Annotated in this window: 26 protein-coding genes and 1 pseudogene; 6 read left to right on the forward strand and 21 right to left on the reverse strand. The window is 69.9% G+C overall.

The window, feature by feature from the left end; translation table 11 throughout:
• Positions 1 to 57 precede the first annotated feature (57 nt).
• The 7 genes from AB0D93_RS05850 to AB0D93_RS05880 form a co-directional block, all read right to left on the reverse strand.
• On the reverse strand, positions 58 to 825 hold the full coding sequence (locus AB0D93_RS05850) for a histone-like nucleoid-structuring protein Lsr2 (protein ID WP_362113603.1): 768 nt from the start codon (positions 823 to 825) through the stop codon (positions 58 to 60).
• A gap of 473 nt (positions 826 to 1,298) precedes the next feature.
• Complete coding sequence (locus AB0D93_RS05855; RefSeq protein ID WP_362113606.1) at positions 1,299 to 1,640, reverse strand: hypothetical protein; 342 nt, start codon at positions 1,638 to 1,640, stop codon at positions 1,299 to 1,301.
• A gap of 141 nt (positions 1,641 to 1,781) precedes the next feature.
• Complete coding sequence (locus tag AB0D93_RS05860; RefSeq protein ID WP_362113609.1) at positions 1,782 to 2,492, reverse strand: hypothetical protein; 711 nt, start codon at positions 2,490 to 2,492, stop codon at positions 1,782 to 1,784.
• A 15-nt stretch (positions 2,493 to 2,507) separates the two neighbouring features.
• The gene (locus AB0D93_RS05865) at positions 2,508 to 2,678 is read right to left on the reverse strand and encodes a hypothetical protein (RefSeq protein ID WP_362113612.1); all 171 of its coding nucleotides are present in this window, start codon (positions 2,676 to 2,678) and stop codon (positions 2,508 to 2,510) included.
• Complete coding sequence (locus tag AB0D93_RS05870; RefSeq protein ID WP_362115044.1) at positions 2,668 to 2,943, reverse strand: helix-turn-helix transcriptional regulator; 276 nt, start codon at positions 2,941 to 2,943, stop codon at positions 2,668 to 2,670. Before AB0D93_RS05870 ends, AB0D93_RS05865 begins: the two co-directional genes overlap by 11 nt.
• 904 nt (positions 2,944 to 3,847) lie before the next feature.
• The gene (locus tag AB0D93_RS05875; RefSeq protein ID WP_362113615.1) at positions 3,848 to 4,072 is read right to left on the reverse strand and encodes a helix-turn-helix domain-containing protein; all 225 of its coding nucleotides are present in this window, start codon (positions 4,070 to 4,072) and stop codon (positions 3,848 to 3,850) included.
• A gap of 21 nt (positions 4,073 to 4,093) precedes the next feature.
• Complete coding sequence (locus AB0D93_RS05880) at positions 4,094 to 4,645, reverse strand: hypothetical protein (RefSeq protein WP_362113618.1); 552 nt, start codon at positions 4,643 to 4,645, stop codon at positions 4,094 to 4,096.
• Positions 4,646 to 4,790: 145 nt separating this feature from the next.
• Here AB0D93_RS05880 and AB0D93_RS05885 point away from each other — a divergent pair, with 145 nt between their 5' ends.
• A complete protein-coding gene (locus tag AB0D93_RS05885) occupies positions 4,791 to 5,966 on the forward strand; it encodes a site-specific integrase (RefSeq protein ID WP_362113621.1) in 1,176 nt (391 codons plus the stop codon).
• Positions 5,967 to 6,165: 199 nt separating this feature from the next.
• Here AB0D93_RS05885 and AB0D93_RS05890 read toward each other — a convergent pair whose 3' ends face one another.
• Positions 6,166 to 7,323 (reverse strand): acyl-CoA dehydrogenase family protein, encoded by a 1,158-nt coding sequence (locus AB0D93_RS05890; RefSeq protein ID WP_362113624.1) that lies wholly within the window; start codon positions 7,321 to 7,323, stop codon positions 6,166 to 6,168.
• A gap of 183 nt (positions 7,324 to 7,506) precedes the next feature.
• On the opposite strand from AB0D93_RS05890, the gene AB0D93_RS05895 reads away from it, so the two are divergent.
• A complete protein-coding gene (locus AB0D93_RS05895) occupies positions 7,507 to 8,850 on the forward strand; it encodes a UDP-glucose/GDP-mannose dehydrogenase family protein (RefSeq protein WP_362113627.1) in 1,344 nt (447 codons plus the stop codon).
• A 106-nt stretch (positions 8,851 to 8,956) separates the two neighbouring features.
• Here AB0D93_RS05895 and AB0D93_RS05900 read toward each other — a convergent pair whose 3' ends face one another.
• On the reverse strand, positions 8,957 to 9,463 hold the full coding sequence (locus AB0D93_RS05900; protein WP_362113630.1) for a CGNR zinc finger domain-containing protein: 507 nt from the start codon (positions 9,461 to 9,463) through the stop codon (positions 8,957 to 8,959).
• Positions 9,464 to 9,546: 83 nt separating this feature from the next.
• On the opposite strand from AB0D93_RS05900, the gene AB0D93_RS05905 reads away from it, so the two are divergent.
• Complete coding sequence (locus AB0D93_RS05905; RefSeq protein WP_362113633.1) at positions 9,547 to 9,915, forward strand: VOC family protein; 369 nt, start codon at positions 9,547 to 9,549, stop codon at positions 9,913 to 9,915.
• 21 nt (positions 9,916 to 9,936) lie between these two features.
• Positions 9,937 to 10,329, forward strand: coding sequence for a VOC family protein (locus AB0D93_RS05910; protein ID WP_362113636.1), 393 nt, complete (start codon positions 9,937 to 9,939; stop codon positions 10,327 to 10,329).
• A gap of 1 nt (position 10,330) precedes the next feature.
• On the opposite strand, the gene AB0D93_RS05915 is transcribed toward AB0D93_RS05910, so the two are convergent.
• The 4 genes from AB0D93_RS05915 to AB0D93_RS05930 form a co-directional block, all read right to left on the reverse strand.
• On the reverse strand, positions 10,331 to 11,425 hold the full coding sequence (locus AB0D93_RS05915) for a dipeptidase (RefSeq protein ID WP_362113640.1): 1,095 nt from the start codon (positions 11,423 to 11,425) through the stop codon (positions 10,331 to 10,333).
• Positions 11,426 to 11,663: 238 nt separating this feature from the next.
• Positions 11,664 to 12,842 (reverse strand): dipeptidase, encoded by a 1,179-nt coding sequence (locus AB0D93_RS05920; protein ID WP_362113643.1) that lies wholly within the window; start codon positions 12,840 to 12,842, stop codon positions 11,664 to 11,666.
• A gap of 5 nt (positions 12,843 to 12,847) precedes the next feature.
• Positions 12,848 to 13,369, reverse strand: a complete 522-nt coding sequence (purE, locus tag AB0D93_RS05925) for a 5-(carboxyamino)imidazole ribonucleotide mutase (protein ID WP_362113646.1) — start codon at positions 13,367 to 13,369, stop codon at positions 12,848 to 12,850.
• Positions 13,366 to 14,505: a 5-(carboxyamino)imidazole ribonucleotide synthase gene (locus AB0D93_RS05930; protein ID WP_362113649.1), complete on the reverse strand. Its 1,140-nt coding sequence runs from the start codon at positions 14,503 to 14,505 to the stop codon at positions 13,366 to 13,368. The genes purE and AB0D93_RS05930 overlap by 4 nt, the downstream gene beginning before the upstream one ends.
• A gap of 182 nt (positions 14,506 to 14,687) precedes the next feature.
• On the opposite strand from AB0D93_RS05930, the gene AB0D93_RS05935 reads away from it, so the two are divergent.
• The gene (locus tag AB0D93_RS05935) at positions 14,688 to 15,194 is read left to right on the forward strand and encodes a GtrA family protein (protein ID WP_362113652.1); all 507 of its coding nucleotides are present in this window, start codon (positions 14,688 to 14,690) and stop codon (positions 15,192 to 15,194) included.
• A gap of 18 nt (positions 15,195 to 15,212) precedes the next feature.
• Here AB0D93_RS05935 and AB0D93_RS05940 read toward each other — a convergent pair whose 3' ends face one another.
• Both AB0D93_RS05940 and AB0D93_RS05945 read right to left on the reverse strand, forming a co-directional pair.
• Positions 15,213 to 16,484 (reverse strand): ATP-binding protein, encoded by a 1,272-nt coding sequence (locus AB0D93_RS05940; protein ID WP_362113655.1) that lies wholly within the window; start codon positions 16,482 to 16,484, stop codon positions 15,213 to 15,215.
• A gap of 40 nt (positions 16,485 to 16,524) precedes the next feature.
• Complete coding sequence (locus tag AB0D93_RS05945; protein ID WP_020940464.1) at positions 16,525 to 17,202, reverse strand: response regulator transcription factor; 678 nt, start codon at positions 17,200 to 17,202, stop codon at positions 16,525 to 16,527.
• A gap of 494 nt (positions 17,203 to 17,696) precedes the next feature.
• Between AB0D93_RS05945 and AB0D93_RS05950 the strand changes: the two genes are divergently transcribed.
• Entirely contained in the window at positions 17,697 to 19,202 is a 1,506-nt protein-coding gene (locus AB0D93_RS05950; RefSeq protein WP_362113658.1) for an oligopeptide:H+ symporter, read from the forward strand.
• A 76-nt stretch (positions 19,203 to 19,278) separates the two neighbouring features.
• Here the strand turns inward: AB0D93_RS05950 and AB0D93_RS05955 are convergent, their stop codons facing one another.
• From AB0D93_RS05955 to AB0D93_RS05980, 6 genes and pseudogenes are all read right to left on the reverse strand, one after another.
• Positions 19,279 to 20,589: a hypothetical protein gene (locus tag AB0D93_RS05955; RefSeq protein ID WP_362113661.1), complete on the reverse strand. Its 1,311-nt coding sequence runs from the start codon at positions 20,587 to 20,589 to the stop codon at positions 19,279 to 19,281.
• Positions 20,586 to 21,668: a hypothetical protein gene (locus AB0D93_RS05960; RefSeq protein WP_362113664.1), complete on the reverse strand. Its 1,083-nt coding sequence runs from the start codon at positions 21,666 to 21,668 to the stop codon at positions 20,586 to 20,588. Before AB0D93_RS05960 ends, AB0D93_RS05955 begins: the two co-directional genes overlap by 4 nt.
• Positions 21,669 to 22,033: 365 nt before the next feature.
• Positions 22,034 to 22,786: pseudogene (locus AB0D93_RS05965) on the reverse strand (hypothetical protein); the annotation flags it as partial.
• A gap of 153 nt (positions 22,787 to 22,939) precedes the next feature.
• A complete protein-coding gene (locus AB0D93_RS05970; protein WP_362113667.1) occupies positions 22,940 to 23,626 on the reverse strand; it encodes an LPXTG cell wall anchor domain-containing protein in 687 nt (228 codons plus the stop codon).
• Between the two features lie 163 nt (positions 23,627 to 23,789).
• On the reverse strand, positions 23,790 to 25,073 hold the full coding sequence (serS, locus tag AB0D93_RS05975) for a serine--tRNA ligase (protein ID WP_362113670.1): 1,284 nt from the start codon (positions 25,071 to 25,073) through the stop codon (positions 23,790 to 23,792).
• 367 nt (positions 25,074 to 25,440) lie between these two features.
• On the reverse strand, positions 25,441 to 25,995 hold the full coding sequence (locus AB0D93_RS05980) for an ATP-binding protein (RefSeq protein WP_362113673.1): 555 nt from the start codon (positions 25,993 to 25,995) through the stop codon (positions 25,441 to 25,443).
• Between the last annotated feature and the right edge of the window lie 239 nt (positions 25,996 to 26,234).

Raw genomic sequence — 26,234 nt, forward strand, 5'->3', positions numbered from 1 at the left:
GAGTGGCCCGCTTGGGAGCGGGGGCCGCCACTACCGCGGCCCCGTTCTCAGGCTCCCTCAGGCCGCAGCTTTTCCCGCCATGTCCGCCTTGTAAGCCTCGCGGATCTTCGCACTGATCCGGCCCTTCGAGGCACAGGGCACGCCATTGGCCTTGGCCCACGCACGTATCGCTTCCGGGCTACCGGCCTCGGGCTCAGTGCTGCGAACGGCGTAGACCTTGGCAGGCGCCGGAATCTCGTGGGGGAACGTCAGCAGACCAGACTGGACGGCAGCCTTGAATGCGCCCGGCTGCTCAACCGTGCTAAGGCACGGGAGCGTTGCATCACTGGCGTCCAGGAGCTTGCCCACGGCGTTGGCCCCGTTGGTGCCCACGATGATGCCCACGGTGTCGCCCTGCGCCTTGTGCACCGTCTTGTAGCCCAGGTTCGCCAGGGCCGCCCGGTAGTCGCTCACGTCGTAGTCATCAGGCAGGCCAGCTACAACCACACTGCCCTTGCGCTCCACCTCAGCCACAGGAGCAGCCTCAGCAGCCTGCTCAGCAACGGCCTCGGGCTCAGTCTCAGTCACGTCTTGGTGCTCGTCCACCTCATGCATGGACACACGGGCAGCAGCCTGGGGCACAGTGCCGTCACCCATGCCCAGGGTGTCTACGAGGTACCGACCGAAGGTGATGCTGTGGGAGAGACACAGGTCCCATGCGCGGTCAGAGGCGCCCTCAACAGAGGTGGCCAGAGACAGGACCTCGGTCGCCTCCACCTCCGCACCCTTGCGCAAGCAGGCATCGCAGTACGTCTTCTCAACCTCAACCACAACCACCTTGCGCATTTGCCCGCTTCCTTTGCCTTGAGGGTCGACTGATATCGGCTCGCCACTTGACGCCTGCCTACGTCTCTATTTTCTCATCCATTCAAAGAAAACCTATCCCGAGACGGTCACGCGCAGATTTCGAACTAATTACAAAGAATGGGTCGAATTTGAATTGAATGCATGACGAAACCGGGGGTAATGCTTAATTCGAAAGAGAACGGACCCGCCGGGGGCAAATTCCTTCCATCGCGTTTGCCAATCAAATCCCCAAGGTCCAGCAGTTCACATCTGTCGGCACACGTGACAGCTCTTCGGCTGGTGCTCCAGTCCGTCATCCCATGGCTTCACTTTTCCGGTCGCCTGCCAGCCGATGTGAATAGCGAACTCCTCGACACAGACCGAGCACTGCGGCTCAGACCATGGGCACTCATAACCGGGCCGGTGTATTCCGTCGTGGGCGCCTGCCGCCCCTGCCTTGGCCGCTCGTCTGCTCACTCATCCCCCTCAAAGGCCCAGCCCAGCCGCTTCATGCCGTCAGCCGTCAGACCAAGGGACGTCGCCAACTGCCGGTATTCGGTCAGGTGGTCGCGGGTGGCAGTGCCATCAAGGATTTTCCCGTAGTAGGTGAGCATGACGGCCACTGTCGGAACGTAGGACTCATCCCAGCGCGCGGACTGCGGACAACTCCACCATTGGTGCCATTGCTCGCGCTCGGCCTCAGACCATTCCCGCGCCGAGGGCAGGTCAGGAACAGGAAGTCCGTGGTCGTTCGGCAGCACGTCCAGGCCCTTGTATCGGGAGTGCGGTGAGTTCGGGTTACGCATCTTCGGCATGGGTCCTCCGGGAGAAACGGACAGTCACGGCCGGCTGAGCCGTGAGATCGACTAGCGGTGAAGAAAACCGGGCCCCCGCTGACGAGGGCCCGATCAAATCCAGGATCAGGAACCGGGAAATCGCCGATTCAGCAGCACTTGTCAGGCGGCGTCTTCCTCGGGTGGTGCGACGAGGTCTCCGAACTCAGCCCGGTTGCCTCGGTACTGGTCGATCAGGCCCAGATCCTTGGCGCTGTCGAAAGTGAGTCGGCCATCCGAAGTGGTCCGCCAGGCGTTCACCTCTTCGCCCAGGGCGCCAGAAAATCCGCGCCACTTGGGCCGGGTCAGCTCTCCCCCGGTTGTAGCCCACAGGAAGCGGCTGACGCTGCCTGCCAACTGTTCGCGTGCCGCTTCCGCCTTGGCGATCGCTGCCCGGTACTGCTTCAGCGCACGCTCAGACTGCTCGAACCCCTGGTGAGCCAGCTCCGGCAGTTCCTTCACAATGGCGTCCGTTACTGCCGATTCGGCCTGCTCCGCAGCTCGGGCCAGGGCAGGCTCTACCCGCTCATACTCCTTGACTCTCGAACGGACCTCGGCCAGATGCTCATCCCGATCAGGAAGCGGTCGGCCGTCGGCTACGGCCTGCATCTCCTGCTCCCTGAGTTCCTTATCTGCCTTGCGCAATGTGGGAACGTAGTAATCACGCGACGCGCGGCCGTGGCTGTCATCGATGTACTGGCGAGCACAGTCCGCGTTCTCCATCCTGTACTTGCGGTGGCGCTCCTCCAGCTCGTCACGCTTGCGAATCAGTTCCAGGGTCTCATCAGAGAGCTGAAATGCCGACAGATCAAATCCTCGGTGAATGATGGGCATGGGTCTCCTCGTATTTCAGTTACGGCCGAACATCAGGTCATCAAAATGGCCCGAGCGTCGGGCCTGGGAAATCTGCTCCGGCGACATGCGGGCGAGATCGTCCCGCGTGTACTGCGCGGGCCTGGCCTCCTGCATCGCCTTCAGGATTTCGGCTCGGATCATTGCGCGCATCGGGTCATCGTTCATCGTTGTTCTCCTTGGCTATGCGATGAATCTCGGCAGGCTGAATCGCTCGCGTGGTGCTCTCATCGCCACCGGCCTGCTCCGCCAGGGCATGCAGGGGCACACGCAGGCTGCGGCTAACGCGGATGAGTGTTCGCAGATTCGGGGAGGTCTCCCCAGACTCCCACCGGTACACGGTGGAGGGGGCGACCATGATTTCACCCGCCAGTTCCTCGACAGACAGGCCGAGAGCAAGACGACGGGTAGTGAAGTAATGGCGATTAAATATGGGGACTCCTGTTGATCATTCGCAGAGAAGCGAAACATTGGGGTGCCCGCGCGCCAGTCTCGGCCGCGCTCGGACACGAGGAGTTTTCCTCCCGCACCCTGCCCCGGGGAGGAAAAACCACAGTGGCTGAGCAAGGCTGAGGGGAACTCGACAGCATCGAGCGGAGACGAGATTCCGATTCCCCGAGCGTCAGCGAGGCACAGCAGAAGCAAACTGCTCCGGGCCGCTGAAGGCCCGTTCGGTGTGTCAGTAAAAAAGCAAGACCCCAAAAAACCGCCCCCCGCTGAAGGGGGCGGCCTCTTGATGGAGTGGAGCAGCCAGGGCTCACACCGCCCCGGCTGGAGTCATCTATTTAAGAAGGGGCGTAGGACTAGCCCTTGGTATCAAGCGGCCGAGGGGCCCATTTCGTTAAACTCCTCAGATCTGAGACGGACTGCTCGCGCCCACTCGTTCGATGCGAACGGGGAACCCTTACGGTTGAGGTTGTCGCACTCGGCCTCCCATCGCTGTGCCGCTTCCGGCGTGCTGAACATCCAGTCGCCGTGAGCACCGTCCCATGCGATGTTGTGCCCGTGCGTAGCGCACTCCTCTCGCTTCTTCTTCGACTGGGCGTCCATAGCCGCGACGGTGGAAGGGATCAGCAGGCATCGAGGACTGGCGGACGGGGCCAGGACCCCAGCGGCCTTGAGGGACCCCAGCGCCTGTGAATAGCGACCCTTGCTGTACGGCTCCCCTTTCTCATTGGTCAAGATGAGCTGCAATTCACCGGAACCCAGGGGCGAATGCCCTCCCCGCTGCATGCGGTCCAAAGCCAGGAACCACATACGCGTTTCGAGGTGAAGAACCGCGCTCCCAATCGCAGGGTTCGAATGTGCCGGCCGATAGACCTTGGCAAAGTGGTAGCTCACTCGGCCCCCTGGGCGTCCAGCCAGCGATCCAGGTCGGCAGGGCGGCATCGAAGCGACTGCCCTACCTTCCGGAACGGGATCTGTTCATCCTTCCAGTTCCCGTACACCCAGGAACGGGGCTTGTTCAGATAGTCAGCTACTTCGTCAACGGTCATCAGCTTGGCTAGCGCCATCCGTCCTCCAAGAAACAAGAAAGCCCCCGAAGACCCTCGGGGGCTCATGCGTATGAAGTGCTAGGTAATTCAGTCGCCTTGGCTACCTGCTTCAGCCATTTCCTCAAGTACTGCTTTGGCCTTGTCCGTCAACTCGCCACCCGCCTTACCGGCAACTGTGGTCAGGAATCCGTCCCTTCTGGCCCGCTTCAGATGATCCTTCACCGTCTCAGGCCGGCGGCCGATGAGCCGTGCCAGCCACGGAATGGGCGCAGGAGCCCCAAAATCCGCCATGGCGGTGTACGTGGCAACAAGCAAGGCCAAGTACCGCTCTGAGACGCCCTCGCCCTCCAGGGCGAGCCCCGCCGCCTCTCCCATCCCATTTACCTTCCCTGCCACCTCCTCCAACGTCCGCTGGGCTTCGGGAGCCTGCTTGGCCAACTCCAGGGCTGCGGCTACATCGAGCCTGCGCAGGACAGTGGTCGAGATGCCCCGTGCCACCTCACGAGCAGGGGCATCTTCGGCCGGCTCGATGGTGATCCGTTGTGGTCCCCCGTTGATCGGCCCCACGGGCCACCACATGCGGACCACCCAGGCGCCTTGCTGCTGAGTGATCTCGAACCCACTGTCATCCGCTTCCATATCACTCAACTTAGCACACCCAGGGGGTTCCACCCTGTGTTGACAACCCCGGGTGGTCAGTGCGCAAACTTGAAACGCCGGGGAGTGACCGGCGCGACGGCGGGGTGGGCCCGTACGTCGACAGCAGCAGGAGGGGGCCGCTTCAGTGGCAAGGGCATGGGTCGCGCGGTCAAAGGACGACCCGAAGAAGTGGACGACGTTCTGGTACGACCCGGACGGCAAGCAGCGGCAGAAGACGTTCGAGACCAAAAAGCGAGCCGACGACCAGCGCAAGCGCAAGGAACAGGAACTTGACGCCGGGACCTACCTGGACGACAGGTTGGGCAAGCAGCCGGTGACAGCCGTCTGGGAGCAGTGGACGAATCAGAGGAAGCTGGAGAACAGCACCAAGAAGCAGTACCGGTCCATCCTCAACACGACCATTGAGCCGTTCTTCAAGGCCCGTTCCATCGTGTCCCTGAAGGTCGCAGACGTCGAGCAGTGGCTCTTGTGGATGGAGCAGGACCGGAAGCTCTCCGCCCGCACACGCCGTCAGCGGTTCTCGTTCTTCTCCGGGATGATGGACTGGGCAGTCGCCAACGAGATCATCGGCCGGAACCCGTGCAAGAAGGTCAAGGGCGTGGGCAGCCGCGCCAAGGAGATCCGGGAGCAGAAGAGCACCGCAAGGCGGCTCACGACGCGGGAAGTTCTGGCGATGCTGGATGCCGCTCCTCCGCGATACCGCGCGATGCTGTGGCTCATGGCCGGGTGCGGCCTACGGCTGGGTGAGGCCATGGCGGTGTCCCGCGATCAGATCGACTTCAAGGCCGAGACGCTTCGCGTCGACTTCCAGATTGCGGAGGACGGAGACACCGAGTCGGGGAAGAACAGCGCGATCCAGCGTCGGCACATCAAGGCTCGTGACGAAGGCGAGCCAGGGCGTTCCGTCCCCCTCCCGCCGAACGTCGCCTTCGAGCTTCGGCGGCACATCAAGAACCACGGCGTATGGGGGCCGGAGCGGCTTCTCTTCCCCAACGTGACGCGGACCGGCTACCTCTACGCGTCGTACTTCTACCCGAAGATCTGGATGGAGGCTCTGGGCAAGGGACAGGTGCAGTACTGCAAGGCGCACTCACTCCGGCATTACTACGGGTCGCGGCTGCTGTATGCCGGAGTCCCCGAGAACGATGTGGCCGACTGGATGGGCCACAGCAGTACGGACGTGCTGAGGGAGCACTACCACTACATCTTCGAAGGGGCCGAGCAGCGCGGTCGAGCCGCCATCGCGACGATGTTGACGCCCGGCGCCGACGACCCGACGGAGGCATCAGAGGTCGCCTGATACGCGTACGACAACAGCCCCCGGCGTCACGCCGGGGGCTGTGTTGTTTGTGCAGGTCAGTGGCCGTTTTCAGCCCGGCATCCGCCCAGGATTCCCCCAGCATGACGCCCAGGAACGGCCCTGATCGGGCCGCAACGGGCAGAAAGCCGAGTGCGTCCCGCCGGACCGTCGAAACAGCTTCTGACCTGCAAAAACCCTGCTAGGGAAGGTTCCTTGCCATCACGATCCGCTGAACTTGGTTCGTACCTTCATAAATCTGGGTGATCTTGGCATCGCGCATCATGCGCTCCACCGGGTAGTCACGGGTGTAGCCGTAGCCGCCGAGGAGCTGGACGGCGTCGGTGGTGACCTCCATGGCCACGTCCGAGGCGAAGCACTTGGCGGCGGCGCCCAGGTAGGTGAGGTCGGCGTCGCCGCGCTCGGAGGCGGCCGCGGCCTGGTAGGTGAGGGCACGGGCCGCCGAGATCTTCATGGACATGTCGGCGAGCATGAACTGGATGCCCTGGAAGTCGGCGATCGGCTTGCCGAACTGCTTGCGCTCCTGGACGTAGCCCTTGGCGTAGTCGAGGGCGCCCTGGGCGCAGCCGAGCGCCTGGGCGGCGATGGTGATGCGGGTGTGGTCCAGGGTCTTCATCGCGGTCGCGAAGCCGGTGCCCTCCTCGCCGATCATGCGGTCGGCGGGGATGCGGACGTTGTCGAAGTAGACCTCGCGGGTCGGGGAGCCCTTGATGCCGAGCTTCTTCTCCGGGGCGCCGAAGGAGACGCCCTCGTCCGACTTCTCGACGACGAAGGCGGATATGCCCTTGGTGCGCTTGGCGGGGTCGGTGACCGCCATGACCGTGTAGTACTCGGAGACGCCCGCGTTGGTGATCCAGCGCTTGACGCCGTTGAGCACCCAGTGGTCGCCGTCGCGCACGGCCTTGGTCTTCATGCCGCCCGCGTCCGAGCCCGCCTCCGGCTCGGAGAGGCAGTACGAGAACATCGCGTCGCCCTTGGCGAGCGGGGTCAGGTACTTCTTCTTGATCTCCTCGCCGCCGGAGAGGATCACCGGGAGCGAGCCGAGCTTGTTCACGGCCGGGATGAGGGAGGAGGAGACGCAGGCGCGGGCCACCTCCTCGATCACGATGACCGTGGCGAGCGCGTCGGCGCCGGCGCCGCCGTACTCCTCGGGGACGTGCACCGCGTGCAGGTCGTTGGCCACGAGGGCGTCGAGGGCCTCCTGCGGGAAGCGGGCCTCCTCGTCCACCGCCGCGGCGTACGGCGCGATCTTCGCCTCGACCAGGGAGCGGACGGCGTCTCGGAGCATGTCGTGCTCCTCGGACGGGCGGTACAGGTCGAAGTCAGCCGTTCCGGCCACGGTCTCTCACGCTCCAAAGACGCAGTGATACTGACGCTAATTACCGTTAAGTAACTCAAATTTTAGAGGGCCGCCCCGGGGACGCCTACGTGAGCTACGCGACAGCGGGGAAATTGCCCGGTGGGCGGCCCGACTATGCTCGGCTCCGCATCACCGACGTACCCCGATCTGGAGCGCACCCGCATGAGCCTGAAGATCACCGTGATCGGCACCGGCTACCTCGGCGCCACGCACGCCGCGGCCATGGCCGAGCTGGGCTTCGAGGTGCTGGGGCTCGACGTCGTACCGGAGAAGATCGCCATGCTGGAGCGCGGCGAGACCCCCATGTACGAGCCGGGTCTGGAGGACCTGCTGCGCAGGCACGTCGTGGGCTTCGAGGGGTCCACCGGGCGGCTGCGCTTCACCACCGACTGGGCCGAGGTGGGCGCCTTCGGCGACGTCCACTTCGTGTGCGTGAACACCCCGCAGCGGCACGGGGAGTACGCGGCCGACATGTCGTACGTCGACTCCGCGATCTCGTCCCTCGCCCCGCATCTGCACGGCCCGGCCCTGGTCGTCGGCAAGTCGACCGTGCCGGTGGGCTCGGCGGACCGGCTGGCGTCGTACCTGGTCGACCACGCCCCGGCGGGCGGCGATGCCGAGCTGGCCTGGAACCCGGAGTTCCTGCGCGAGGGCTTCGCCGTGCAGGACACGCTGCACCCGGACCGGATCGTGGTGGGCGTGCGCGGCGAGCGGGCCGAGAAGCTGCTGCGGGAGGTGTACGCGACCCCGATCGGCGAGGGCGCCCCGTTCGTCGTGACCGACTTCCCGACGGCCGAGCTGGTGAAGACGGCCGCGAACTCTTTCCTCGCGACCAAGATCTCGTTCATCAACGCGATGGCGGAGGTGTGCGAGGCCGCGGGCGGTGACGTGGCGAAGCTGGCCGAGGCCATCGGGCACGACGACCGGATCGGCGCGAAGTTCCTGCGGGCCGGGATCGGTTTCGGCGGCGGCTGTCTGCCGAAGGACATCCGGGCGTTCATGGCGCGGGCCGGCGAGCTGGGCGCGGACCAGGCGCTGACCTTCCTGCGCGAGATCGACTCCATCAACATGCGCCGGCGCGGGCAGATGGTGGAGATGACCCGGGAGGCGCTCGGCGGCGGCTCCTTCCTCGGCAAGCGGGTCGCGGTGCTCGGCGCCACGTTCAAGCCCGACTCGGACGACGTCCGTGACTCGCCGGCGCTGAACGTGGCGGGCCAGATCCACCTCCAGGGCGGCCAGGTCACCGTGTACGACCCGAAGGGGATGGAGAACGCCCGGCGCGTCTTCCCGACGCTCGGGTACGCCGACTCGGCGCTGGAGGCGGTCCGGGGTGCCGACGTCGTCCTGCACCTGACCGAGTGGCGCGAGTTCCGTGAGCTGGACCCGGCCGCGCTCGGCGGGGCCGCGTCGGCCCGGGTGATCCTGGACGGGCGCAACACGCTCGACCCCGAGCTGTGGCGGCGGGCGGGCTGGACGTACCGGGCGATGGGCCGTCCGACGGCCTGAGTCGCGCGTGGCGACGCCGGTTCGGCCGAGGCTCAGTCGGCCGAACCGGCGTCTTTCCGCATTCTGCACCACCGGGCACATACGTGGCCGCTGAACTTCCTGTGTCTTACCCCTCCTTGGCCCGGTACCGGCGCATCTTCGCGCGCGCCCCGCACACCTGCATCGAGCACCAGCGGCCCCGGCCGCCCGGGCTGCGGTCGTAGTACGCCCAGTGGCAGGTGTCGGCCTCGCAGGCCTTCAGCCGCATCCAGGTGCCCCGGGTCAGCGCCTCGGCGACGGCGGCGGCGACACGGGAGAGCAGCGGGCCGTCCGTGGCGGGGGCGAGGGCCGCGGAGCCGTCCCGCTCGTCGACGGCGACGTACAGGGGTGCGCGGGAGAGCAGCGCGCCGAGCGGGGTCGCCGCGCGGTGCGGCGGGTGCCCGGCGTGCGCGAGCAGCGCGGTGCGCAGCGACTCCCGCAGCTCCCGCGCCTCCTCCAGGCCGTCCTCGGCGATCCCGAACCGCTCCCGGCCCTCCCGCGTGTCCAGCGTGTCGGCGCCGGTCTCGATGTCCAGCGTGTTGACCAGGGACTCGACCAGCGCCAGGGCACCGGGGGCGGCCGATCTCTCACTCATGCTTGCGACGTTACCTCCAATGCGGGAGCATGCAGTAACCGTTACCGGTTACTGGCGTCTACAGGTAACTCAAGGAGGTAGTCATGGCTCTCGCCGAGCTCGGCGTCGTGGTACTGGACTGTCCCGACCCTCGCGCACTGGCCGGCTTCTACGCCGGTGTGCTGGGCGGCACGGTGGAGGGGGAGTCCGAGGACGGCAGGTGGGTGGACCTGAAGCTGCCCGGCGGGTCGGCACTGGCCTTCCAGCAGGCTCCGGGGTACGTGGCGCCGACGTGGCCCGCACCGGACGCCTCGCAGCAGTTCCACCTGGACCTGGTCGTGGAGGACCTGGACGCGGCGGAGAAGGGGGTGCTGGAGCTCGGGGCGAAGCCGCTGGACGCCGAGGACCGCTCGCGCACCTGGCGCGTGTACGCCGATCCCGCCGGGCACCCGTTCTGTCTCTGTGCGTGCTGAACCGTCCCCGAGGAGGACCTCATGGCGTCCGTCGCCCGTTTCCGTTCCGTCGTGCTCGACTGTCCCGACCCGCACGCCCTGGCCGCCTTCTACGCGGCGGTGGCCGGGGGCACCCCTCAGGCCGAGGACGACGACTGGGTCGTGCTGAAGGTGCCGGACGGGCCGCGGCTGGCCTTCCAGCGGGCGGAGGGGCACACCCCGCCGGAGTGGCCGCGCGCGGACCGCAACGGCCAGCAGTTCCACCTCGACTTCGACGCGGGCCGGACCTGGGCGGAGGTCGACGCGGCGCACGAGCGGGTGCTCGCGCTGGGCGCCCGGCCGCTGGACCTGGAGGACCGCGAGAAGAAGGACTTCCAGGTGTACGCCGATCCGGCCGGGCATCCCTTCTGTCTGTGCCGGATCGAGCACCCCTGACCTAGAGGGTGTCCAGCTCCGCGATCTTCGCCTGTGACGCCTCTCGGCGCTGCTGCGCGGCCCTCGCCACGAAGTCCGCGGTGCGCAGCACCCGTTGAACGTTCCCCCAGGTCAGCAGGGACAGCTGGGTCTCGGACCAGCCGCGCCGGAGCAGCTCGGCGATCAGATGGGGGTAGCGGGACGCGTCGGCGAGGTCGCGGGGGTGGACGGCGCCGGAGTCGTAGGTGCCGGACAGGCCGACGCACTCCGGGCCGGCCACGTCCCTGACGTGGTCGAGGTGGTCGGCGACGTCGGTGACCGTCGGGCCGGTCTGCTCGGCGGTCAGCGGCACCATGCACAGGCCCCGGGCCGCACCCAGCGCGGCGAGCAGCCCGTCGGGCAGGTTGGCCGGGTGCGGGCGCAGCGCCCGGGCGGCCGAGCGGGTGCACAGCACCGGGGTCCTGGACAGCGCGAGGGCGCGCTCGGCGACGGCCGCCGAGGCGCCGGAGACGTCGGCCAGCACGCCGAGCCGGTTCAGCTCGCGGACCACCTCCTCACCGAAGCGGGTCAGCCCCCGCTCGCCCGCCCAGGCCGTGCCCGCGAGGGTCAGCACACGCAGGCCGAGGGCGTGCAGGACGCGCAGGATGCCCAGGGAGTCGTCGAGCGCGGTGGCGTGGGCGGGGCCCAGCACCACGGCGACCCGGCCGCAGTTGCGGGCGTCGATGACCTGCCCGGCGGTACTCACCAGACGCAGCCCCTCCGGGTGGGCCTCGATCACCGAGCGGGCCTGGTCCAGCTGTTCCAGGGTCGCGGCCGTCGCCCGGTCGCCGCCCGGGCCCTCGGGCAGGTGCAGCGACCAGAACAGCGCGCCCACGTGCCCCTCGCGCAGCCGGGGCACATCGGTGTCGACGGCCGCCTCGCCCAGCTCCAGGTCGTACCACGACAGGTGGCGCAGGGCCCACGGCAGCCCGCTGTAGCCGTCGGCGACCGGATGGGCGGCGAGCAGCGCGTGGGCCTGCCGCAGGGACGCGGGCGCCGAGGGGAAAGGGTCGTCCGGCAGGCCGTCGTCCTCGCCGACCTCGGTCGGGGTGGGGATGTCGTCCTGGAGGTCGGCCATGGCGGCTCCGTACGTCGTCGTTGCCTACGTCGGTCGTGAGCTACGTCGTGGTGGGGCGTATCGCCACGTTCGCACGGAGCGGAGGAGAGCTTCCTGGTGAGTGGGGCGTTCGGGGGTACGCCTGGTCAGGCGTCCCGGGCCGTGCGGATCACCTCGTCGAGGGTCTCCCGGGAGCGCTTCAGGTCTTCATGTACGTGGGCGGGGCCGAGGGCTACGACGACTACCCCGCCCTGCCGGATCAGCCGTCCAGCGACTCGATCGTGGCGTTGGACGCCGCGCGCGTGGTCTGAAGGTCACGGGCCACGTCCTCGGCCGCGCCCAGCACCCGCACCGCGTTCTGCCAGGTCAGCTTGGACAGGTCGGCCTTGGACCAGCCGCGCTCCAGCAGCTCGGCGAGCAGGTTCGGATAGCCGGAGACGTCGTTCAGTCCGTCCGGGGTGAACGCGGTGCCGTCGTAGTCGCCGCCTATGCCCAGGTGGTCGATGCCGGCCACCTCGCGCATGTGGTCCAGGTGGTCGGCGACCGTGGACACCGTGGCGATGGGACGCGGGTTGCGCTCCTCGAAGGCACGGTGGAGCTTCATCGCCTCCGGGCTGGTGTCCAGGTGGTGCAGGCCGTGGGCGCGCAGGTTGTCGTCGGCCGCGGCCGTCCAGTCCACGGCCGCCTGCAGCACGAACTTCGGCACGAACGTCACCATCGCCACACCACCGTTGGCGGGCAGCCGCTCGAGCACGTCATCGGGGACGTTGCGGGGGTGGTCGCACACCGCGCGGGCCGAGGAGTGCGAGAAGACCACCGGGGCGGAGGCCGCGTCCAGCGCGTCCCGCATGGTCGTCGCCGCCACGTGCGAGAGGTCGACCAGCATGCCGAGCCGGTTCATCTCGCGCACGACCTCGCGGCCGAAGGCGGTCAGACCACCGGCCCTCGGCTCGTCGGTCGCGGAGTCCGCCCAGTCCACGTTGGAGTTGTGGGTGAGCGTCATGTAGCGCACACCGAGCTCGTACAGACCGCGCAGGGTGCCCAGCGAGTTGGCGATGGAGTGACCGCCCTCGGCGCCCATCAGGGAGGCGATACGACCGTCCCGGCGGGCCGCCACCATGTCGCCGGCGGTCAGCGCGGGCGCCAGCTCGGCCGGGTAGCGGGCCAGCATCTGGCGCACGCAGTCGATCTGCTCCAGCGTCGCCGCCACCGGGTCCGGCTGCTCGGCGGGCACGTACACCGACCAGTACTGAGCGCCGACCCCGCCCTCGCGCAGCCGCGGGAGGTCGGTGTGCAGGTGCTCGTTCTGGTGGCCGGCGATGTCCAGCTTGTCCAGGTCGTAGCCGGCCGCCTTGCGCAGCGCCCACGGCAGGTCGTTGTGGCCGTCGACGACCGGGAACTCGCGCAGCAGCGCGCGGGCTTCCTCGAGGGGGGTCATCGGCGTCACTTCCCGAAGCCGAAGTGGCCCTGGCCCTCGACCTTGGTACGCAGCCGCTTGCCCTTCTCGGTGGCCTGGTCGTTGAGGTCCTGCTGGAAGTCGCGCATCCTGTGCAGCAGTTCCTCGTCGTGCGTGGCGAGGATGCGGGCCGCGAGGAGGCCGGCGTTGCGGGCACCGGCCACGGAGACGGTGGCCACGGGCACACCGGCCGGCATCTGCACGATGGACATCAGCGAGTCCATGCCGTCGAGGTACTTCAGCGGCACCGGCACGCCGATGACCGGCAGCGGGGTGACCGAGGCGAGCATGCCGGGCAGGTGGGCGGCGCCGCCCGCACCGGCGATGATCACCTTCAGACCGCGGTCGGCGGCCTGCTCACCGTACGTGATCATCTCGCGGGGCATGCGGTGCGCGGAGACGACGTCGACCTCGTACGCGATCTCGAACTCGTCCAGGGCCTTGGCGGCGGCCTCCATGACGGGCCAGTCGGAGTCCGACCCCATGACGATGCCAACAACAGGGCTCATTCGGTGATCGTGCCTCTCAGATAGCCGGCTGCGTGACGGGCGCGCTCCAGCACGTCGTCCAGGTCGTCGCCGTAGGTGTTGACGTGTCCGACCTTGCGGCCGGGCTTCACGTCCTTGCCGTACATGTGGATCTTGAGCTTGGGGTCGCGGGCCATGCAGTGCAAGTACGCGGAGTACATGTCCGGGTAGTCACCACCCAGGACGTTGACCATCACGGTCCACCTGGCGCGCGGGCGCGGGTCGCCGAGCGGGAGGTCGAGGACCGCGCGGACGTGGTTGGCGAACTGGGAGGTGATCGCGCCGTCCTGGGTCCAGTGGCCGGAGTTGTGCGGGCGCATCGCCAGCTCGTTGACGAGGATGCGGCCGTCGCGGGTCTGGAACAGCTCGACGGCCAGATGCCCGACGACGCCCAGCTCCTTGGCGATGGTCAGGGCCATCCGCTCGGCCTGCAGCGCGAGGGACTCGTCCAGGTCCGGGGCCGGGGCTATGACGGTGTCGCACACGCCGCCCACCTGCCGGGACTCCACCACCGGGTAGGCGACGGCCTGGCCGTGCGGGGAGCGTACGACGTTGGCGGCGAGCTCGCGGACGTAGTCGACCTTCTCCTCGGCGAGGACCGGGACACCGGCCCGGAACGGGTCGGCGGCCTCCTCGGCGCAGTCCACGACCCACACGCCCTTGCCGTCGTAGCCGCCGCGCACGGTCTTGAGGACGACCGGGAAGCCGTCCCCCTCCGCGGCGAACCGGATGACATCCTCCGGATCGCTGACGATCCGGTGCCGAGGGCACGGGACGCCGATCGCGTCGAGCCTCGCGCGCATCACGCCCTTGTCCTGGGCGTGCACCAGCGCGTCGGGCCCGGGGCGCACGGGGATGCCGTCCGCCTCCAGGGCCCTGAGGTGCTCGGTGGGTACATGTTCGTGATCGAAGGTGATCACGTCGCAACCGCGCGCGAACTCACGCAGCGTGTCCAGATCGCGATAGTCGCCGATGACGACATCGCTCACGACCTGCGCCGCGGAATCCTGAGGGGTGTCACTGAGAAGCTTGAACCTGATGCCCAACGGGATGCCCGCCTCGTGCGTCATACGCGCGAGCTGCCCCCCGCCGACCATGCCGACTACCGGGAACGTCACACCCCTAGCGTATCGGCCACGCCGCGGCGACCGGATCGCGTCCCTCTCACGATCTCTTACCCGTCGCTTTCCGCCCTCTTTCCGACCTGTTTCCAAGCGTTGGCCTTGTGCACAGGCGTCGGCGGCTTCACCTGGATAGCATGGCGGGGCTGACGAAACCTACCGACGGGAGCTGCACGGCCATGGAACCTCGTTCCTCGGGGCTGCGACGGCTCGTACGCGAGGTGGCCAAGTTCGGCACCGTCGGCGTTGCGGGCATCTTCGTCAATCTCGGCGTGTTCAACCTGGTGCGGCACGTGTCCGACCTGCCCGTGGTGCGCGCCAGCATCATCGCGACCGTGGTCGCCATCGCCTTCAACTACGTCGGGTTCCGTTACTGGACGTACCGGGACCGCGACAAGGGCGGCCGCACCAAGGAACTCACGCTCTTCCTGTTCTTCAGCGCGATCGGCCTGGTCATCGAGAACGGCGTGCTGTACGCGGCGACCTACGGCTTCGGCTGGGACAGCCCGCTGCAGAGCAACGTCTTCAAGTTCGTCGGCATCGGCGTCGCGACCCTGTTCCGCTTCTGGTCGTACCGCACCTGGGTGTTCCGCGTGCAGCCGACACAGGAGGCGGAGTCGATCCTGGTGGCCGAGTCGAAGAGGCCGCAGTCCGAGCCCGAGCCGAAGTCGCAGCGGGTTCCCTGACCCGGCTCGCGTCCGCTCTCACCGGACCGTCGGCAGGTCCCCCTCCGGCTTGCGGGCCGGCGGCGTACGCGACAGGAACAGACCGAACACCGGCGGCTGAGCCTGCAGCAGTTCGAGGCGGCCGCCGTCGGCCTCCGCGAGGTCGCGGGCGACGGCGAGGCCGATGCCCGTGGAGTTGCGGCCGCTGATCGTCCGCTCGAAAATGCGCGCGCCGAGGTCGGCCGGGACGCCGGGGCCCTCGTCGGTGACCTCGACCACGGCCTGGTTGCCGGTGACCCGGGTGCGCAGCGCGACCGTGCCGCCACCGTGCATCAGGGAGTTCTCGATCAGCGCCGCCAGCACCTGGGCGACCGCCCCCGGGGTGCCGACGGCCTGCAGATGCCGCTTGCCGGAGCTGACGATGGCCCGGCCGGCGCTGCGGTAGGCGGGCCGCCACTCGGCGAGCTGCTGCTGGATGACCTCGTCCAGGTCGAAGGTGACGGCGGAGCCGGTGCGCGGGTCGCGGGAGTTCGTCAGCAGCCGCTCGACCACGTCCGTGAGCCGCTCGACCTGGGTGAGCGCGACGTTGGCCTCTTCCTTCACGATGTCCGGGTCGTCGGTGAGGGTGATCTCCTCCAGGCGCATGGACAGCGCGGTCAGCGGGGTGCGCAGTTGGTGGGAGGCGTCGGCGGCCAGGCGCCGCTCGGCCGTCAGCATGCGCCCGATCCGCTCGGCGGAGGAGTCCAGCACATCGGCGACCCGGTCGAGCTCGGGGACGCCGTACCGCTTGTGCCGCGGGCGCGGGTCGCCGGAGCCGAGCCGCTCGGCGGTCTCCGCGAGGTCGGTCAGCGGCGAGGCGAGCCGGTTGGCCTGCCGTACGGCGAGCAGCACGGCCGCGACCACCGCGAGCAGCGCCACCAGACCGATGATCAGCAGCGTCCGGCCGACCTCGCGGGTCACCGCGGAGCGCGGCTCCATCACGGTGACGGTCTCGCCCTCCTCGCCCTGCTGCGTGGCACGGATCACGTCGCCCTGCGGCTTGGAGCCGATCTCGATCGGCGTGTGGCCGGGCATGCGGATGACCGCGTACTGCTCCTTGCTGACCGGATTGCGCAGCACGTCCGCGTTGACGTTCTCCGCGGCGAGGATCCGGCTGTCCACGATGCTGGCCAGCCGCACCGCCTCGGAATCCACCCGCTCCTGGGCGCTGTTGCTGATCGTCCGCGTCTCGACGATCACCAGGGAGATGCCGAAGACCGCGATCACGACGAGGACGACGGCGAGGGTGGACTGGATGAGACGTCGGCGCATGTTCCGTTACCTGGGGTGCTCGCTGGGCCCCGGGGAGGGCTCAGCTCTTCTCGAAGCGGAAGCCCACGCCGCGGACCGTCGCGATGTACCGGGGGTTCGCCGCGTCGTCGCCGAGCTTCTTGCGCAGCCAGGAGATGTGCATGTCGAGGGTCTTCGTGGACGACCACCACGTGGTGTCCCAGACCTCGCGCATCAGCTGGTCGCGCGTGACGACCCGGCCGGCGTCCCGCACCAGCACCCGCAGCAGGTCGAACTCCTTGGCGGTGAGCTGGAGTTCCTCGTCGCCCATCCATGCCCGGTGCGACTCGACGTCGATCCGCACCCCGTGCGTGGCCGGGGGCTGCTGCGGCTCGGCGGCACCGCGCCGGAGCAGCGCCCGCACCCGGGCGAGCAGTTCGGCCAGCCGGAAGGGCTTGGTGACGTAGTCGTCGGCGCCCGCGTCCAGGCCGACGACGGTGTCCACCTCGTCGGCCCGTGCGGTCAGGATGAGGATCGGCACGGTGTGGCCGTCGGCCCGCAGCCGGCGGGCGACCTCCAGGCCGTCCATGCCCGGCAGGCCCAGGTCCAGTACGACCAGATCGACGCCGCCCTGCATTCCGGCGTCCAGCGCGGTGGGTCCGTCCTCGCGCACCTCGACCTCGTAACCTTCCCGGCGCAGGGCGCGGGCCAGCGGCTCCGAGATGGACGCGTCGTCCTCGGCGAGCAGTACACGGGTCATGAGGTGATGGTAGACCGCCCGCGCATCGTGCTGGGGTGTGATCGCTTCGAGGAACTCTTACCTTCGCACAGCATTGGTACGAACCATCGCTCTGGGGATGCGATCGTAGGAAGGACCTTCGAATCCGGTCGTGCGGTTCCCCCGACACCTGTGATCCGCGTCTCAAGTCCTTCCATATCCGGCAGTGTCCTGCCGTACAGTGATGTGAACGCCTGTAGTACATCCGGGGACCTTTGGCGGTCATCTGACGCTGAGGGTCTCTTTTGTGTACGGGCTGGTGATCACCAGCCTTGAAAGGAATGACCTCTGGCCGGGCTCCGGACGCACCGATGCGTCGCGGGGCGTGGATCCCGGTGGTCGCCGTCCGCCGCTTCGCGATCCGGAGCGGACTCCCCCTGGGCGTGGGGGTGGACGACCGACCCTGCCGGTGCCGGCTGCACCCCCACCGGGCGCGCAACGCTCCTGCCGCGCGTCCCGACCAGCAAGGAACGACCATGGCGTCCAGCCTGACGAAGGACTCGGTCCGCCCGGGCACCCCCGGCTCCGAGAAGACCTTCTTCGGCCACCCCCGCGGCCTGGCCACTCTCTTCATGACCGAGATGTGGGAGAGGTTCTCCTACTACGGCATGAGGGCCCTGCTCCCGCTGTACCTGGTGGCCCCGGGTGGCCTGCACCTGAGCGCGGGCACGGCGACCGCGATCTACTCGGTGTACGTGTCGCTCGTGTACCTGCTCGCCCTCCCGGGCGGCTGGTTCGCCGACCGTGTGCTCGGCCCCCGCAAGACGGTCGCCGTCTCGGGCGTGATCATCATGCTGGGCCACCTGTGCCTGGCGCTCCCCGTGGCCGCCAGCTTCTTCGTCGGCCTGGGTCTCGTCGCCATCGGTTCCGGCCTGCTCAAGGCCAACATCTCCACGATGGTCGGCCACCTCTACAAGGGCCCGGACGACGCGCGCCGGGACGGTGGCTTCACCCTCTTCTACATCGGCATCAACCTCGGTGCGTTCGCCGCGCCGCTGGTCATCGGCACCGTCGGTGAGAACGTCAACTGGCACCTGGGCTTCGCGCTCGCCGCGCTCGGCATGGCGCTGGGTCTGGCCCAGTACCTGCTCGGCGGCCGCCACCTGAACCCGAAGAGCAGCGAGGTCCCCACCCCGCTGACCCCCGCGGAGAAGTCCGCCACCCTGCGCAAGGGCCTGATCTGGCTCGCCGTCGCCGCGGTCTTCTACGGCGTCGTCGGCGGCACCGGCCACTTCACCCTGAACTGGGCGCTGATCCCGCTCACGCTGATCGGCCTCATCATCCCGATCCTGGTCATCGCCCGCATCCGCCGGGACAAGGACCTGGACCGGGACGAGAAGTCGAAGGTGTCGGCGTACATCTGGTTCTTCGTCGCCGCCGCCGTCTTCTGGATGATCTACGACCAGGGCGGTTCGACCCTGTCGCTGTTCGCGGACGGCTCGGCCAAGAACTCGATCGCCGGCTGGACGTTCCCGGTCTCCTGGTACCAGTCGGTCAACCCGGTCATGATCATGGCCCTGGCGCCGGTCTTCGCCTGGCTGTGGCTGTGGCTGAACCGCCGCGGCAAGGAGCCGAGCACGATCGTGAAGTTCGCCTCCGGCCTGGTGCTGATCGGTGCGTCCTTCTTCCTCTTCCTCGCCCCGCTGTCGATCGCCGAGGGCGGTCACAAGGCCGCGGCGATGTGGCTGGTCGCGATCTACTTCGTGCAGACCGTCGGTGAGCTGACGCTGTCGCCGGTGGGTCTGTCCGTCACCACGAAGATGGCGCCGAAGAAGTACGCCTCGCAGATGATGGGCGTCTGGTTCCTCGCGGTCACCGCGGGCGACTCGGTCACCGCGCTGGTGTCCAACCCGGCCGTCGGCGGTGTCAACCTCGACAAGATGGGCTTCGTCGCCCTGGAGGCCGTGCTCGCCGTCGTCGCCGGCGTGGCGGTGTGGATGTACCGCAAGAAGGTCAACAAGCTGATGGGCGACGTTCACTAGTCGCTCGGAACCGGCCGGGAGAGGGCCGCCGCATCCACCCGGGTGCGGCGGCCCTCTCCGTGTGTGCGGGACCCGGCTAGCGCGTCCTGCGCCCCGGCATGAACGTGAACACCGCGCCGCCGAGCAGGATCGCCGTGCCCGCCACCAGGCCGAGGGCCTTCAGGGCGCCGTGGTCACTCGCGCCGGTCTCGGCGAGGCCGCCGGAACCGCTGCCGCTGCCGCTGGTGCCACCGCTGCCGCCGGTCGAGCCGCCGGAGGTGGACGTGCCGCCCGAGGCGCCGCCCGGCTGCCCGCTGGTGTCCAGGGTGAGCGAGACCGCCGTCTTCGTCGGCGTGCACGTCGTGGTCGTGCCGAGCGCCTTGACCGTCAGGACGCCCGGGGACAGCGTCGAACTGCCGCTCCCGCCGGGCTTGTAGGTGCCGGTGAGGTCGGGGATCTCGATCGGGTCACCGGACTTGATGGCCTTCGCGTTCGTCGGCCCCTCCACATGCACCGTGCCCTTGTCGGCGCCGCCCAGCACCACCTCCATGGACGGCTTCACGGAGTTCGCCGGGATGTCGGCGGGGCTGTCCATCACCGACTTCTTGAACTGCACGGTGAGGTCGAAGTCCCCGCCGTTCTTCCTGGCGTTGATCTGCACCGGCGAGGTCGCGTTCTTGTCGCCGATCGGGGTCTTGCAGGCGTAGGGGATCTGCACCTCCTTGCCCGTGAAGTCGGTCTGCCCGCTGCCGCCGCCGGACGTGGCGGTGGGGCTGGACGACCGGGTCGGGGTGGACGACTGGGTCGGTGTCGTCGACTGGGTCGGGGTCGTCGACTGCGTCGGCGTCGCGCTCGACGTGCCGCCGCCGGTACCGCCCGTCACCTGGATCGTCGCCGCCTTCTGCACGGTCTCCTTCGGCGTGCACTTGGTGTCGGTCGACATCGCGTTGACGGTGTACGCGTCCGGTGTCAGCGTCACCTCGCCCGCCGTCGTCAGCTTGACGCTGCCCTTCATGTCGGACAGCACCATGGCGCCGCCCTTGGGGATCGCGGGGTTCGTCCGCGTCCCCTGCATCGCGACGTCGGCGACCTGCGCGCCGGCCGCCTTCAGCACCCCGGACGGCTGGACCGAGTTGGCGGGCAGGTCGATGATGTCGGGGTTCTTGGACGCCGCCTGGACGAACTTCCACACGACGTCCACCGTGTCGCCGACCTTCGCCGTGGCCGGCGCGGTGATCTCGACCTTCGTGGTGCCGTCGATCGGGCTGATGCCCGCGGGTGGCACACAGTGGGTGGCGTACGCCACCTCGGCCGCCTGCGCGGGGCTCGCGGCGAGGCCCAGCAGGACGCCCGCACCGCTCAGCGCCAGCGCGGCGCCCGCGGCCGTACCTCTCCTTCGGATGCTCACGTGGGTCCCTTCGTGGTGGGAGTCGTAGGACTCGTCGGGCTGTCGTTGTGCGGTGCGGAGAGCCGGCCGGCCGGGTCGCCCGGGACGGAGTCCGGGGAGAACCACGGCAGGGTCGGGGTCGAGGGGGGCGGTTCGGTGGTACGGCTCCGGGGGCGGGGCAGCCGGGGCAGGCGCAGGGTGCGGGTGAGGCGGGCGGCACCCGGGCGGCGCGGCCGCACCCGGTCCACCACGGCCATGCCGATGCGGAACAGCGCGGCCGGGACCACCAGGCACAGCAGGATCCAGAACAGCGTCACGCCCCAGGGGCGGCCCACGCCCCACGGCTGTTCGGCGAGGACCTTGCCGTCGTACTTCAGGGAGACGGTGTAGTCGCCGTGCGCTCCGGCGGACAGCTCGACCGGCAGCCTGACCTCGGCCTTCTTGCCGGGGGCGAGGGTGCCGTGCCACTGCCTGTCGTCCCACTGCGGGGCGAAGACGCCGTGCGCGGAGCCGACCTGGAAGACCGGGTCCTTGATCGCGCCCGTGCCGGTGTTGCCGACGGTGAAGACCAGGCTGCGGCTCGGGGGCGCCCCGAACCAGGTCAGCACTCCGCTCGACCCGGCGAGCCGCGTGTCGGACAGCATCGCCAGCCGTCCGCCGGACGGTTCGTCGGGCAACGGGGCGACGGGATGCCCGGCCACCTGCAGCACGGCGTCCGCCTCCGCCCCGGCACCGGTGACGGTGGCCACGTGCACCACACAGGGGCAGGGCACGGGCGGTTCGGCGACCGGCAGCTTCTTGCTGAAGGCCCCCTGGGCGTCGGTGGTCACGGCACGGCCGTCGCCGTTGGCGCAGGAGTTGGTGCCGCCGATGACACCCCGGGCCGGTGTGGCCCGTCCACATACCAACAGCATCAGCAACGTGCGCGCCCGCCAGCCGCTCCCGTTGACGACGACCGAGCCGCCGGCGCCGGCCTGCGCCGTCGACAACGTCACGACCGGCCCGCCCACCGCGCCCGCCGTGCCGACCGCCGACGACACGAGCAACGCGAGCACGGCGGCAACCGCCGCCCACCGGGCAACCCACACCTTCCCGCTCACTCCACCCCGCCTCCCGTCGACTCGCCACCGGCCCGCACCACTTCGCCCCCACCCCGCTCCACCGGCACACCGACCACCGGACGGGAGGCTGTCGGACCACCGCCGCCGGAGCCCGGGCCGGGGAAGCCGGTCACGGCGTCACAGGTCGACGGGCCGCCACAGTCCGTCACGGGGCCACCCGGCGGCGGGCCGCCGCGCTCCCCCGCCGCGGCACCGCTCACCGGATCACCGCCCTGCGCGGCGCCGGCCGCCGAGCCACCCAGCCCCGGAACACCGGGCGTCAGCCCACTGGCCGCCGCGGCACCGGCCGCCTGATCGCCGGTCGGCGAACCCTCGGGCGCCGGTCTGGCGGTGGTCGCCGTCCGGCGGCGGACGGCCAGGAGCGCGGTCGTGGTGGCGAGCGCGGCGCCGGCAGTTCCCGCTGCCGGGCCCCACGGCACGAACCGGGCGGACGTGGTCGCCGTGCCGTGCGCTCCGCCGGAGGCCGTGACCGTCAGCCGTACGTCGACGGCGTCCAGCGCGGGGTGGCCGGGCCAGCGCTCGGTCAGCTTCAGGCGGGTGCCGGGGCGCAGGTGGACGGGGAGGGTGCGGGGCGCGCGGTCCAGGACCCGGCCGAGGACACCGTCCGCGCGCAGCGAAAGCCGCGGCACGAGGACGGTCGTACCGCGGTTGACCAGCTCGTACGTGATGTGGTCGGCGTGCACCGCGAGATGCTCGACCGTCAGCGCGGAGAGCGCCGGGCCGCCGACGCGCAGCCGGATCGGGACGGTCGCCGTACGCCCCCGTGTGTCGCGTGCGACGACGGCACCGGAGCGGTCGCCGGGCGCCGCCCCGCCCGGCACGGTCACCGTGAAGGGCACCTCGGCGCGGGTGCGGGCCGGGACGCGGATCCCCTGCCCGGCCCGCCGCGCGAAGACGGTCCGCAGGCCGGTGCCGGACAGCCGCACGACGACCGGCGCGCGCCCGGGGTTGGTGACGGACACCGTGTCCTGCAGGACCGTCCCGGGCGCACCCTCGGCGTAGAAGGACGGGCGGCCGCCGCCCACGGGCGCGACGGTCCAGCCCCCGGCGGCGGCCGAGGCGCTCGGCGCGGCGCACAGCAGGGCGCCCAGGCACAGGACGGCGGGCAGCGCGGCGAGGGCCCGGCGCGGGCGCCGGGGGTGGGGCGTCGGGGCATGGGCTCGGGCGGCGGACGGCATGAGCGGCTCCAGCGGTTGGCCTCGGTGTCGGCGAGGACCGATGGCCTGCGGTTCGGCGGTCGTCGGTCCCGGTCAGCGGCGTACCGGCCGGCCGCGCCGGGACAGCCAGAGCGTGCCCGCCGCGCCGGTGAGGAGCACCGTGCCGCCGAGCGTGCCGAGGGCGACCGCGGAGTCCTCCGGGCCGGTCTGCGGGAGTTGGCCACCGGAGGACGAGGAGGAGGAAGACGAGGAAGAGGACGAGGAGCCGGCCGCCGCGGTCACGTCCAGCGTCAGGCCCGGCCCGGGGTTGTTGGTCGGCGTGCAGGTCGTCGTCGTACCGAGCGCCTTGATCACGAGTGTGCCCGGCGTGAACGTGACCTTGCCGGTCTTCTTCGGCGTGTAGGTGCCGCTCAAGTCACTGATCTTGATGGGGGTGTTGGCGGGGATCGCGGCCGCGTTCGCGGGCCCGCTGACCGGCAGCGTGCCGCTGTCGGCGCCACCGAGCCCGATGCTCGCGCTCGGGGTCATCGCGCCCTTGCCCAGCTCGACGGGGCTGGAGGAGACGCCCTTCTGCCAGGACATGGTGATCTTGTAGCCGCTGCCGCTCCTGACACCCTTCATGGCGATGGGCGAGACGGCGCTCTTGACTCCGATGGGCGTCTGGCAGCGGTAGTTGACGTCGACGACGTCGGCGTGGGCGGCCGGCGCGGACAGCAGCACCACCGAGCCGGCCAGGGCCGCGGCGGACGCGAGCGCGGCGGTTCGTTTCGGGTACGACACGGTCGGTCCACCCCAATCATTCCGGCGACATCACCTGACGAGGCATCAGATTCGGCCGTCAAGGTACGCCCGGCGTCGCGAGGAAGGAAGACGCATCACACGCCGGAGTTGTGGTGATCCGGCGTGTGTGACGCGTGGCCGGAGTGGAGGGTGGGCCGGTGGCTCACGGCCTGCCCAGCACCTCCGGCAGCCCCCAGCGCCGCAGCACCTCGGGCACGGTGACCGTGCCGTCGGGCCGCTGGTGCTGCTCCAGGAGGGCCGGCACCAGACGGCTGGTGGCCAGGCCGGAGGCGTTGAGGGTGTGCACGTACGCCGTCCTGCCGCCGCCGGCCGGGCGGTACCGGATGCCGCCACGCCGGGCCTGGTAGTCACGGGCGTTGGACACCGAGCTGACCTCGGCGTACGTGCCGAGGCTGGGCAGCCAGACCTCGACGTCGTACGTGCCGGCCTGGGCGGCGCTGGTGTCCCCGGCGGCGAGCCGGGTGACCCGGTGGTGCAGTCCGAGCCCGGCCACCAACCGCTCGGCCCGGTCGAGCAGTTCGAGCTGGGCCGCGTCCGAGTCGGCGGGCCGGGTGAGCTGGAACAGTTCGACCTTGTTGAACTGGTGGCCGCGCAGGGTGCCGCGCTCGGCGGTGCGGTAGCCACCGGCCTCCTTGCGGTAACACGGAGTGTAGGCCACGTACTTGAGCGGCAGCTCGCGCTCGTCGAGGGTCTCGCCGTGGTGCAGGGCGGCGAGCGCGGTCTCGGCGGTGGGCAGCAGGAACCGCTCGGGGCTGCCGTCGGCCGCGCGGTCCGTGACGAAGACGTCGTCCGCGAACTTCGGGAACTGGCCCGCGGTGTAGCCCGCCTGCCAGGTGAGCAGGTGGGGCGGCAGCACGAAGGTGTAGCCCGCCCGGCGGTGGCTGTCCAGGAAGTGGTTGAGCAGCGCCCATTCCAGCGCGGCGCCCTCGCCCCGGTAGATCCAGTGTCCGCTGCCGGCGAGGGCGGCTCCGCGCCGGTGGTCGACCAGGGCGAGCTCCTGGGTGAGCCGTACGTGGTCCCGGGGCGGGAAGCCGAACTCCGGGCGGGCGCCCGCGGTGCGGACCACCTCGTTGTGCTCCTTGCCGCCCGCGGGGACGTCCGGGTCGGGCAGGTTGGGCAGGCCGTCGAGGAAGGCGCGGTGTTCGGCGTCCAGCCGGCCGTGTGCCGCGGTCGCCTCGGCGACCAGGTCGGCCAGTTCGGCGGCCCGGGCGAGCAGTGCGTCCGCCGGTTCGCCGGCCCGGCGCCGGGCCGCGACGTCCGCCGAGACGCGGCGCCGTTCGGCGCGCAGCCGCTCCAGGGTCGTACGGGCCTCACGCAGCCGTTCGTCGAGGCCGAGGAAGGTGTCGAGGTCCACGTCCAGACCGCGTTTGGCCAGGCCTTCGCGGACGCGCCGGGGGTGCTGTCGGATGAGGGTGATGTCCAACATGGTCTTGCCCAACTGGTCGGCGGGGCGGCACGGTCCGCCCCGGGTCGGTTCCCTCGGGGCGTGGGCGAGAGGGTGCTCGCGGTGCCACCACGCCTTCGCCGTCGTACGACGGCCTCGTCGGGCCCGATGACGGGGGCCGGCCGGCGGGGCATGGGGGCCGCCGTGGCGCGGCGGTCCGTTCCTCCCCGCACTCGGGAGGGGATTCGCCCGGGGTGCGAGACCGCCTTCCCAGCTGCCGGCGGCTCTCTCGGCTCGCGAAACGGCCCGGGCTACTCGTCTCCGTCAGCGCGTTGCGCCCAGCGTAGGAACCGACGTGCCCAGCGGAAACCGAATTTCCGCGTGTCCCCCGCGAACGGAGGCCGATGGACTACGCCGGTGCGCCCAGCTCCGCCCACACCGTCTTGCCCGGCCGGCCCGCGGCGCGCACCACGCCCCAGTCCAGGCACAGTCGCTGCACGATGAACATGCCGTGGCCGCCGGGGCGGCCGGCGCGATGCGGGGTGCGGGGGGCCGGCTGGCCGGTGCCGCGGTCCGAGACCTCCACCCGGATCACCTTGTTGTCGCAGGCCAGGAGGAGTTCGTCGGGTCCCTCGGCGTGCAGGCAGGCGTTGGTCACCAGTTCGGAGACGACGAGCAGGACGTCCTCGGCGGCGGCCCGCTGGTCGGCGCCGGCGGCGGGCAGCCAGCCCCACGCGTACAGCGCCTGGCGGGTGAAGTCGCGGGCGAGCGGGACGACCCCGCTCTCCCCCTGCAGGCCGATCCTGCGGACCTGTGGTCCGTTTGTGCCCCGAGTGCCGTCGGCGGACGGCGCGGCTGCCCCCGTGGGCTCGCCGGCGGCCGGCGCACCCTCCTCGGACGCCCCGGAAGCGCCGCTGGGCTCCGGGCCGCGGTCGCCCGGCGAGTAAGGCCGGGTGGTGCTCATCAGCGCTTCACCTCACCGATTCACCGGTTCACGATTCAAGGGCCGGCACGGGTGCGTGCCGGCCGGTCCGTACGTCGTCCGCCCGCCGTCCGCGCGGGATTCCCGCTCACCCGTCCGTCGCACGTACGTCTCATCCAGTCGCTCGGCCGTCCCGGGGCGGTCCGGGCCGGGCCTCGTCGGGGTCTGTCCCGCCTTCTCCTGCCCTCTCCTGCCCGGCCGATCCGGCACAACACCCCTGA

Source organism: Streptomyces sp. NPDC048191 (genome assembly GCF_040652655.1).
GTDB lineage: Bacteria > Actinomycetota > Actinomycetes > Streptomycetales > Streptomycetaceae > Streptomyces.

Coding starts and splice junctions, on each gene's coding strand:
- AB0D93_RS05850 (WP_362113603.1), bottom strand. CDS start 825: ATGCGCAAGGTGGTTGTGGTTGAGGTTGAGAAGACGTACTGCGATGCC.
- AB0D93_RS05855 (WP_362113606.1), bottom strand. CDS start 1,640: ATGCCGAAGATGCGTAACCCGAACTCACCGCACTCCCGATACAAGGGC.
- AB0D93_RS05860 (WP_362113609.1), bottom strand. CDS start 2,492: ATGCCCATCATTCACCGAGGATTTGATCTGTCGGCATTTCAGCTCTCT.
- AB0D93_RS05865 (WP_362113612.1), bottom strand. CDS start 2,678: ATGAACGATGACCCGATGCGCGCAATGATCCGAGCCGAAATCCTGAAG.
- AB0D93_RS05875 (WP_362113615.1), bottom strand. CDS start 4,072: ATGAGCCCCCGAGGGTCTTCGGGGGCTTTCTTGTTTCTTGGAGGACGG.
- AB0D93_RS05880 (WP_362113618.1), bottom strand. CDS start 4,645: ATGGAAGCGGATGACAGTGGGTTCGAGATCACTCAGCAGCAAGGCGCC.
- AB0D93_RS05895 (WP_362113627.1), top strand. CDS start 7,507: ATGAGCCTGAAGATCACCGTGATCGGCACCGGCTACCTCGGCGCCACG.
- AB0D93_RS05900 (WP_362113630.1), bottom strand. CDS start 9,463: ATGAGTGAGAGATCGGCCGCCCCCGGTGCCCTGGCGCTGGTCGAGTCC.
- AB0D93_RS05905 (WP_362113633.1), top strand. CDS start 9,547: ATGGCTCTCGCCGAGCTCGGCGTCGTGGTACTGGACTGTCCCGACCCT.
- AB0D93_RS05910 (WP_362113636.1), top strand. CDS start 9,937: ATGGCGTCCGTCGCCCGTTTCCGTTCCGTCGTGCTCGACTGTCCCGAC.
- AB0D93_RS05915 (WP_362113640.1), bottom strand. CDS start 11,425: ATGGCCGACCTCCAGGACGACATCCCCACCCCGACCGAGGTCGGCGAG.
- AB0D93_RS05920 (WP_362113643.1), bottom strand. CDS start 12,842: ATGACCCCCCTCGAGGAAGCCCGCGCGCTGCTGCGCGAGTTCCCGGTC.
- purE (WP_362113646.1), bottom strand. CDS start 13,369: ATGAGCCCTGTTGTTGGCATCGTCATGGGGTCGGACTCCGACTGGCCC.
- AB0D93_RS05935 (WP_362113652.1), top strand. CDS start 14,688: ATGGAACCTCGTTCCTCGGGGCTGCGACGGCTCGTACGCGAGGTGGCC.
- AB0D93_RS05940 (WP_362113655.1), bottom strand. CDS start 16,484: ATGCGCCGACGTCTCATCCAGTCCACCCTCGCCGTCGTCCTCGTCGTG.
- AB0D93_RS05945 (WP_020940464.1), bottom strand. CDS start 17,202: ATGACCCGTGTACTGCTCGCCGAGGACGACGCGTCCATCTCGGAGCCG.
- AB0D93_RS05950 (WP_362113658.1), top strand. CDS start 17,697: ATGGCGTCCAGCCTGACGAAGGACTCGGTCCGCCCGGGCACCCCCGGC.
- serS (WP_362113670.1), bottom strand. CDS start 25,073: ATGTTGGACATCACCCTCATCCGACAGCACCCCCGGCGCGTCCGCGAA.
- AB0D93_RS05980 (WP_362113673.1), bottom strand. CDS start 25,995: ATGAGCACCACCCGGCCTTACTCGCCGGGCGACCGCGGCCCGGAGCCC.